9 protein-coding genes and 1 pseudogene are annotated in these 7,307 nt (G+C 62.3%); 3 read left to right on the top strand and 7 right to left on the bottom strand.

Annotated features, from left to right (window positions below; genetic code table 11):
• The 7 genes and pseudogenes from E7813_RS17715 to E7813_RS17685 form a co-directional block, all read right to left on the bottom strand.
• Positions 1-619, bottom strand: a pseudogene (locus tag E7813_RS17715) (CtpF protein); the annotation flags it as partial.
• Complete coding sequence (locus E7813_RS17710; protein ID WP_291576005.1) at positions 616-1,356, bottom strand: CpaD family pilus assembly protein; 741 nt, start codon at positions 1,354-1,356, stop codon at positions 616-618. The pseudogene E7813_RS17715 and the gene E7813_RS17710, both read right to left, overlap by 4 nt.
• 21 nt (positions 1,357-1,377) lie before the next feature.
• On the bottom strand, positions 1,378-2,811 hold the full coding sequence (locus tag E7813_RS17705; protein WP_291576003.1) for a type II and III secretion system protein family protein: 1,434 nt from the start codon (positions 2,809-2,811) through the stop codon (positions 1,378-1,380).
• A gap of 44 nt (positions 2,812-2,855) precedes the next feature.
• A complete protein-coding gene (gene cpaB, locus E7813_RS17700) occupies positions 2,856-3,653 on the bottom strand; it encodes a Flp pilus assembly protein CpaB (RefSeq protein ID WP_291576001.1) in 798 nt (265 codons plus the stop codon).
• A 121-nt stretch (positions 3,654-3,774) separates the two neighbouring features.
• A complete protein-coding gene (locus tag E7813_RS17695) occupies positions 3,775-4,299 on the bottom strand; it encodes a prepilin peptidase (protein WP_291576000.1) in 525 nt (174 codons plus the stop codon).
• A gap of 94 nt (positions 4,300-4,393) precedes the next feature.
• On the bottom strand, positions 4,394-4,534 hold the full coding sequence (locus E7813_RS17690) for a hypothetical protein (protein ID WP_291575999.1): 141 nt from the start codon (positions 4,532-4,534) through the stop codon (positions 4,394-4,396).
• Between the two features lie 79 nt (positions 4,535-4,613).
• A complete protein-coding gene (locus E7813_RS17685; protein ID WP_291575997.1) occupies positions 4,614-4,778 on the bottom strand; it encodes a Flp family type IVb pilin in 165 nt (54 codons plus the stop codon).
• A 306-nt stretch (positions 4,779-5,084) separates the two neighbouring features.
• Here E7813_RS17685 and E7813_RS17680 point away from each other — a divergent pair, with 306 nt between their 5' ends.
• The 3 genes from E7813_RS17680 (at position 5,085) to E7813_RS17670 (ending at position 7,300) form a co-directional block, all read left to right on the top strand.
• Positions 5,085-5,912, top strand: a complete 828-nt coding sequence (locus E7813_RS17680; protein WP_291575995.1) for a sterol desaturase family protein — start codon at positions 5,085-5,087, stop codon at positions 5,910-5,912.
• A gap of 197 nt (positions 5,913-6,109) precedes the next feature.
• Positions 6,110-6,547, top strand: coding sequence for a pilus assembly protein N-terminal domain-containing protein (locus E7813_RS17675; protein ID WP_291576009.1), 438 nt, complete (start codon positions 6,110-6,112; stop codon positions 6,545-6,547).
• Between the two features lie 210 nt (positions 6,548-6,757).
• Positions 6,758-7,300 (top strand): TadE/TadG family type IV pilus assembly protein, encoded by a 543-nt coding sequence (locus E7813_RS17670; protein ID WP_291575992.1) that lies wholly within the window; start codon positions 6,758-6,760, stop codon positions 7,298-7,300.
• The last annotated feature ends 7 nt before the right edge of the window (positions 7,301-7,307 follow it).

Here is a 7,307-nt window from a genome sequence, read left to right as displayed (position 1 = left end):
CGAGGCCGGCGGTGCCGAATGCAAGGTCGAGGTCGGCGACGACGGAATCCAGCGCCAGATCGCGCGCGATCGCCCAGGCGACGTTATGCGCGACAGTCGATGCGCCGACGCCGCCCTTGGCGCCGACGACCGCGATGATGCGGCCGACGGCCTTGGCCTCCGGCGCCGAGAACAGGCCGCAAATCGAGCGCACCACGTCCAGCGCGTTGACCGGCGCAATCACATAGTCGCTGACGCCGCGGCGCACCAGTTCGCGATAAAGCGTGACATCGTTGACCCGGCCGATCACGACGACACGGGTTCCCGGGTCGCATACCGTCGCAAGTTGATCGAGGCCCGCCAGGATGTCGCTGCGGGCTTCGGTTTCCAGGATGATCACGTTCGGTGTCGGCGCGGAGCGGTAGGCTTCGCTGGCGGCCGCCATGCCGCCCATCTGAATCTTGAGATGGGCCTTGCCGAGACGGCGATCTTCGCCCGCCGCCTGCACGGCGGCCGCGGTTTCCACCGTCTCGCAAAAGGCTTGCACGGATACTCGCGGCGCCGGGGCGATGTGATCGTCCGCGGGCGGGGGGGTGACCTCCGGCTGTGCTTCGGAATCTTGGCGCGCGTAGTTGATCATTTGCCTGTGTCGCTGAGTTTGGCCTTGTCGGCTTCCGGATAGAGGGTCGCGGTCGTGCTGCCCTTGCGGTATTTCTCGAAGGCTTCGCTACGCCGCGTGGTGTAGGCGGCGGTTTCAGACTGCGGCTGCACCAGGTCCGATGGATTGTCGACCATCGCTGCGATGTTGCGCTGATAGGCGCATCCGAAATTGTAGTAGTCGGTATTTTCGAAGTAGACCTTGTTCTTGACCGAGGGCCCGAGATCGTCCGGCCACAGCCCGCAGGGCCCGGCCACAGCGGAAATCTTCGGATAGTTCAACCTGATCGTCGCCAGTTGGCGCGGGTTTTCCGGATGATATTGACGCACCACGATTCCGCGCGGCGGCACCCCGGCCGCCGTCAGCAGCGACCGGATTTCCCGCAGCGCATCCGCGGCCGCCAGCGCGTTGGGGGTACCGACCGGCAGGTCGGCGATGATCGCGCCGGTTCCCTCATGACGCCAGGTTTGCGCAAGCCCCATCACGTCGGCGCGCTGGGACGCGGAAAGGCCGCCTCGCGCATGACCGACGAAGATGACGACCGATTGGTCGGCTTCCTGAATCGCGATCGGATGACGCAGGCGATAATCGTCGGGAAAGCTCGACGTCGTGGTGGAGTTATTGGTGTGGGTGCAGGCGCCCAGCACGACGGCAAGACCGACAAGGGCTCCTGCCGTGTGGAAGGCGCGTTTGCGGTCGACGGGTGTTTTGCTTGTCATCGGTTTCGTCCTCGTCCCGCCTCAGTCGGTGATAAAGCCGTAGGTGCCGCGATAATTCTGGGCCGGTTCGACGCGACCCGGAACGCCGTAGATGCGATTGATGCTGCCGATCAGGTCGGCCTGGGGATCCGATGCATTGACGAACCCGTCATCCGGGCGCGACAGATCCTTTTGCGCGACCGCCCGAACCACGTATGGCGTCACGATCACCATCAGTTCGGTCTGGCTGTTGACGAAGTCGCGGCTGCGGAACAGCGGTCCGAGAACAGGCAATTGCGCGAGACCCGGCAGCCCGTTGACCGCCTGCTTGGTCTGTTGCTGGATCAAGCCGGCCATCGCCATCGCTCCGCCCGACGGAATTTCCAGAGTGGTTTCTGCGCGACGGGTCTTGATCGAGGGAACCGAAAGCCCGCTGATGTTGATCGAATTGTCGTTGGAGACCTCGGATACTTCGGTCATCACCCGCAGGCTGATCTTGCCTTCGCTCAGCACGACCGGGGTGAAGTTGAGCGAGATGCCGAACTTCTTGTAGGCGATCGAGGGCGCGCATTGACCGACCGAGCCCGCGGCCGTGGTTTGGCACGTCACGCCGGTCGGAATCGGAAACTCGCCGCCGGCGATGAACGTCGCCGACTCACCCGAAATCGCGGTCAGGTTCGGTTCGGCCAGCGTTCGTATCACGCCCGAGCTTTCCATCGCGCGGATCGTGGCCGAGACCGAGGGGGTTGAGCCGAATGCCGCGGTAATGGCGTTGCTTCCGACCAGGGGCGCGCCGCTTACCGTGAAAGGATTGCTGTTGTTGAAGTTCACGACCGCGGTGCCGTAGTTCATGCTGCCGGACAGATCGATGCCCAGCTGCTTGACGATATTGCGCGCGACTTCGGCGACCGTGACTTTCAGCATCACCTGATCGCGGCCCCGGATCACGATCGAGTTGACGACCTTGTCCGGGCCGCCCGCCAGCCGGGCCGCGAGTTCGCCGGCCTGCTGAGCTTCGATCGGCGACGCCGCCGAACCGGACAGGATTATGCTGTCGCCGAGGCCGTCGATCTGGATGTCGGCATTCGGCATCGTTTGCTTCAATGCGGCGCGTACGCCGTTAAGGTCCCGTTTGACCGCGATATCGTAGGCCGCGATCTGCTGGCCCGCGGAATCGAAGAACACGATGTTGGTCTGACCGACCGCGGCGCCAATGATGTAGGCGCGCTGCGCCGAACGCACCACGGCGTTGGCGATCTTCGGATCGGCGACCAGCACGTCCTTGATGTCGCGCGGCAGGTCGATCACGATGGATTTTCCGATACCCAGCGACAGAAAACGCGCATTCATCTGCCCGTCCGCGACGACCGGCGCGGGGCTGCGATAGTCGCTTGCGATCACCGGGGTCAGGGCCGGGTTGAGCGTCAGCGCTGCGACAGCCGAAAACGACAGGGCGCGGACGATGAAGGCCCGCATTAACCGCTGATTTCCGCTGCATTTCATATCGGACGTCCTTTCGGTCACTTCTGTGTCGTCGTCGCGCTTGAGACGCCGAAGCGAACCACATTGATGCTGTCACCACGCTTGGCGGCACGATCGTCGGTCTTGGTGTCGGGCGCATTGAGATCGGCGATCGAGCGCAGCGCCAGCGCCAGCGTGCCGCCCTGGCGCGCACGGGCCAGCGTCTCTGCCTGCTCGGGCTTCAGTTCAAGCGTCACGGTCTTGCCGACGACGGTGTTCTGGCCGTCCTTTTCCTTCGGAGCCTGATCGATCGCGAGCACGCGAACGTTCGACAGGATGATTTCCGAAATGACGACGTCGGGCGCGTTGGGGCGATCCTGGTTCTTCTCGCGTCTCGAAAGAATGACGTCGACCCGGTCGTTGGGCAGGATGAAGCCGCCGGCGCCGGTTTCCGGCGAGATTTCGGTCGAGATGGCGCGCATGCCGGTGGGCAGGATCGCGGCCATGAAGCCCGATCCATTGGCCTTGACCAGCTTCGCCTCACGGATCGGCTCGCCCGCGATAAAGGGGGCGCGGGCGATCGAGCCGGCAATCTGGGCGGTCGCATCGGGGCGGTCGCTACGGCGGATAAATGTGCTGCTTGCGGTCGAAGCCGGCCAAGTCTGCCACTGCATGTCGTCGGCATTGACCGTCTGGCCGAGGCCGATGTCGGACTTGGCAATGAGAACGTCCACGGTCTGCAGCTGCACGACCGGTTCGGCAGGGAGAGGCTTGTTGTCGGACCCACTCGCAAGATATGCGGCAATGCCGCCGGCACCGACAGCGATGGTCAGGACGACAATGCGTGCGGTATTCATACGCTTCACTTTCCACATTACGCTGCGACGCTTCCGCCGCCGTAACGGGAGTTGACCAGCTATTCGTCAAAGCATGGTTAATGAGGCGTATCTAAATCAACTTAATGAGGAGTTTACCGGATCAGTGGAGGGCGAAGTGCGCCAGATCGACCGCCCTGATCCATTCCGTCTCCGGGTAGATCATCAAGGCGCCGATCGCGAGTGCGATGCCGTAGGGAATTCCGCTCTCCTTGGCATGCAGCTTGAGAAGCCAGGCTTGGCTGGCGAACGGATAGGGCAGCGGCCATTCGCGGAACTGGAGCAGCAACAGCGTCAAGGCGCCGCCGAACAAGGAGGCATAGAGCAGATAGTTCAGCAAATAGCCGAAGCCGAACCAGAGCGCGGCCGCCGCTGCGACCTTGGCGTCGCCGCCGCCGACCCAGCCCATGGCAAAGCAGCCAAAGGCCACCACCAGCACGATGGCGCCGGCGCCGACATGGGAGAGGATATCGTAGGGGGCCATGCCGCTCATGAGCGCGAGGACCAGGAAGCCTGCCGCCAGCGCCAGCGACACCCGGTTTGAAATGGTCATGGTGAAGAGGTCGCTCGCCGCCGCGAACGCCATCAGGGCCGGAAACAGCATAAGGCGGGCGATGTCGAGGATCATGGATCTGTACAGCCTGTGGGGCTGACGCGAGGTCGGGACATTGTCCCCGAGTCTAGCGGCCAGAAGTGAACAATCGGACAACGGCCCGCCCCGATCACCAGAGGCTTGCGATCCGAAAGGCCAGGAAAACCAGCGCCAGTGCCAGCGCGAGACAGACCGTGGTTACGGACGCCTTGTCCGGGCCGACTGCCGTGGCAGCCACTTTTGTTGCCACGCCGGAGCCGGGTTTACGCATGGTTACGCCGTCACATCCCGGCCAGAACAAAAAAGGCCCCGGCTGACCGGGGCCTTTGATGGTTGCCCGAAACAGTCGCTTACTTCAGCGAGTTGTTGATCGAGGTGAACTTGGTGTTCAGGTTGGTGCCGAGGCCGTTGACCACAGCAATAATCGCCAGCGAAATGCCGGCCGCAATCAGGCCGTATTCAATGGCGGTGGCGCCGGACTCATTCTTCACGAAACGCGCAATCAGGTTCTTCATTTCGGTAACTCCATGTGACACGTGGCTGTCGAACTAACGTTTGGTCTTGCCGGCGTTCTCAGCACCGTGACCATGGCGCCACCCTACGGTCGGAGAATTGCAGCGCAGTTAATTCGATTGTGTAAAATCCACCGGAACCGGCTGTTCTTCAGCAGAGTAAATTTGGAATTAAGGCCTTTCATACAATGCGATGCTGGCTTTGATGGCTTCTAGCAGGGGGATCGCGCGCAGTATCGGCCGCGCCCGATTCATCGCTCCTTAAGCATGAGCGGGTACCTCTGAGATCCCCGGTCTCATGAGGTGGTTATGTCCAATTTGCCCCTGGAAGTCATCGAGTTGCTTGGCCAGACGATCGCCAAGGTGGTGCCGATCACGATCGGGCTGGCTTTGGTGTTCTCCGTGCTCACCCATTTCTGGGCCTGCAATCCCGGGACGCCGTGGTGGCGCAAGCGCGAGCTCATCACCGACATCTGCTACTGGTTCTTTGTCCCGTTATTGGGCCGCGTGTTGCGGATCGGGCTGCTCGTGGTCGGCGCCGGCTTCGTCTTCAAGATACACGACGCCGACGAACTGATCGCGTTTTATGACAACGGCCACGGGCCGCTGGCCACGCTGCCGCTCTGGCTCCAGGCGATATTGTTCCTGGTGCTGTCGGATTTCGCGCAGTACTGGCTGCACCGGATGTTTCACGGCGGCGGATTCTGGAAGTATCACGCCATTCATCATTCGTCTGAGGATCTGGACTGGATTTCGGCGGCGCGGTTCCACCCGGTGAACCTGTTGCTGGGGACCATCGGCGTCGACGTCATCCTGCTGATGGCTGGCATCTCCCCGAACGTGATGCTCTGGGTCGGGCCCTTCAATACATTCCACTCGGCGTTCGTCCACGCCAACCTGAACTGGACCCTCGGCCCGTTCAAATACGTGCTGGCGACGCCGATATTCCACCGCTGGCATCACACCTCGCTCGAAACGGGCGGCAACACCAATTTCGCCGGGACATTTCCGGTCTGGGATATCCTGTTCGGAACCTTCCGGATGCCGGCAAACCAGCTTCCCGACGACTACGGCGTCGATGATCAGGCGTTCCCGTCCGAGATCGGCGGACAATTGGTCTATCCGTTCCGGCACTAGTACGCCGGACGGGCCGCTGTTTATCGGTCTTGTTTGCAGTTCATTCACTAATTGAAGTCAGATTTGCCCTGTCGGGCGCCGGTTCCGCTGCGTATCGCTTTAGCCGGCTTGTCAACGCCCCGGGGTAAAGTATGTCGTTCAGTTCCCTGCGTATGCGCGTGCGCGCGCCTTTCGGAATCCGGTCGCTGGCGGTCGGAATGGTTTTATGGCCGCTGGCTGTGCTGGCCGCGCCGGACCCCGCGGGTGAGGCCGTCTCGGTCAACGTCGATCAGGCAAAGCTCGTCAAACTGCCCGCCCGCGTCGTCACCATCGTGGTCGGAAACCCCCTGATTGCAGACGTTTCGCTGCAAACCGGGGGCGTCGTCGTCGTCACCGGCAAAGGCTATGGCGCCACCAATTTCATTGCGATGGACCGCGCCGGGGAGGTGCTGGTGGACCGCGTGATTCAGGTCGAAGGCCCCACCGATCAGCTCGTCACGATCTATCGCGGCGTCGAGCGCGAAACATACAGCTGCATGCCGGCTTGCCAGCGGCGGGTGACGCTCGGCGACGGCGAAGGCTACTTCAAATCGACGATTGATCAGGCCACCGCTCTCAGCGGTCAGGCCATCGCGGGCGGCAAGCCGACCAATTAAGCGCGTCCCGTCGACTGCCGCGCAACCCCGCCACGCTTGCGGCGGCGCGCCGAATCGATCCTGCCGTTCGGACAGGACGCAGCCCTGGAAATGGCTAACACCGGGTTAACGCTGCGGGTCACTCTGTCCGGATTTGAGGAAACACTTCGACAATTGCTTTCGAGTAATCCTCCTGATGCGGATCATTGCCGCCGCCTGAAGGAAGCTTGGATGCCATCGCCCGCTGTTCCAACGGCTCCCGCCGGAAATATCCTGGCTCGATTTCGCCGCAACCGGCGCGGTTCGGCTGCGGTTGAATTCGCCCTGGTCGCGCCGGTGTTTTTCGCGCTGCTGTTTGCGATCATCGAGACGGCGATCATGTTCTTCGCGAGCCAGGTGCTCGAGACCATCACGCAGAATTCCGCGCGCATGATCCTGACCGGGCAGGCGCAGACCGCGGCCTACACCCAGGCCCAGTTTCAGGCCTATGTCTGCAGCCAGATCCCGGCGCTGTTCACCTGCAGCAATGTTTACGTCGACGTCGAGAGCTACCCGGCGTTCGCCAACGTGACCATCAACAGCCAGATCGACGGCAGCGGCAATTTCGTCAACAACATGCAGTACAACCCCGGCGGTCCCGGCGACATCGTGGTGGTGAGATTGTTCTATCAATGGCCGCTGTTCGTCACCGGGCTCGGCTACAACATTTCGAACATGTCGGGTAACAAGCGGCTGCTGGCGGCGACGGCGGCGTTTCGCAATGAGCCTTACTAGGACAGGG

The sequence above is a fragment of the Bradyrhizobium sp. genome (assembly GCF_004799405.1).
Classification (GTDB): domain Bacteria; phylum Pseudomonadota; class Alphaproteobacteria; order Rhizobiales; family Xanthobacteraceae; genus Bradyrhizobium.
The sequence above is the reverse complement of the archived record's forward strand: the minus strand, read 5'-3'. Positions and strand labels throughout refer to the sequence as shown.

Excerpts from the sequence above, each read along its gene's own strand:
- E7813_RS17685 (WP_291575997.1), bottom strand. The coding sequence starts at position 4,778 with ATGAAGAACCTGATTGCGCGTTTCGTGAAGAATGAGTCCGGCGCCACC.
- E7813_RS17680 (WP_291575995.1), top strand. The coding sequence starts at position 5,085 with ATGTCCAATTTGCCCCTGGAAGTCATCGAGTTGCTTGGCCAGACGATC.
- E7813_RS17705 (WP_291576003.1), bottom strand. The coding sequence starts at position 2,811 with ATGCGGGCCTTCATCGTCCGCGCCCTGTCGTTTTCGGCTGTCGCAGCG.
- E7813_RS17675 (WP_291576009.1), top strand. The coding sequence starts at position 6,110 with ATGGTTTTATGGCCGCTGGCTGTGCTGGCCGCGCCGGACCCCGCGGGT.
- E7813_RS17690 (WP_291575999.1), bottom strand. The coding sequence starts at position 4,534 with ATGCGTAAACCCGGCTCCGGCGTGGCAACAAAAGTGGCTGCCACGGCA.
- cpaB (WP_291576001.1), bottom strand. The coding sequence starts at position 3,653 with ATGAATACCGCACGCATTGTCGTCCTGACCATCGCTGTCGGTGCCGGC.
- E7813_RS17670 (WP_291575992.1), top strand. The coding sequence starts at position 6,758 with ATGCCATCGCCCGCTGTTCCAACGGCTCCCGCCGGAAATATCCTGGCT.
- E7813_RS17695 (WP_291576000.1), bottom strand. The coding sequence starts at position 4,299 with ATGATCCTCGACATCGCCCGCCTTATGCTGTTTCCGGCCCTGATGGCG.
- E7813_RS17710 (WP_291576005.1), bottom strand. The coding sequence starts at position 1,356 with ATGACAAGCAAAACACCCGTCGACCGCAAACGCGCCTTCCACACGGCA.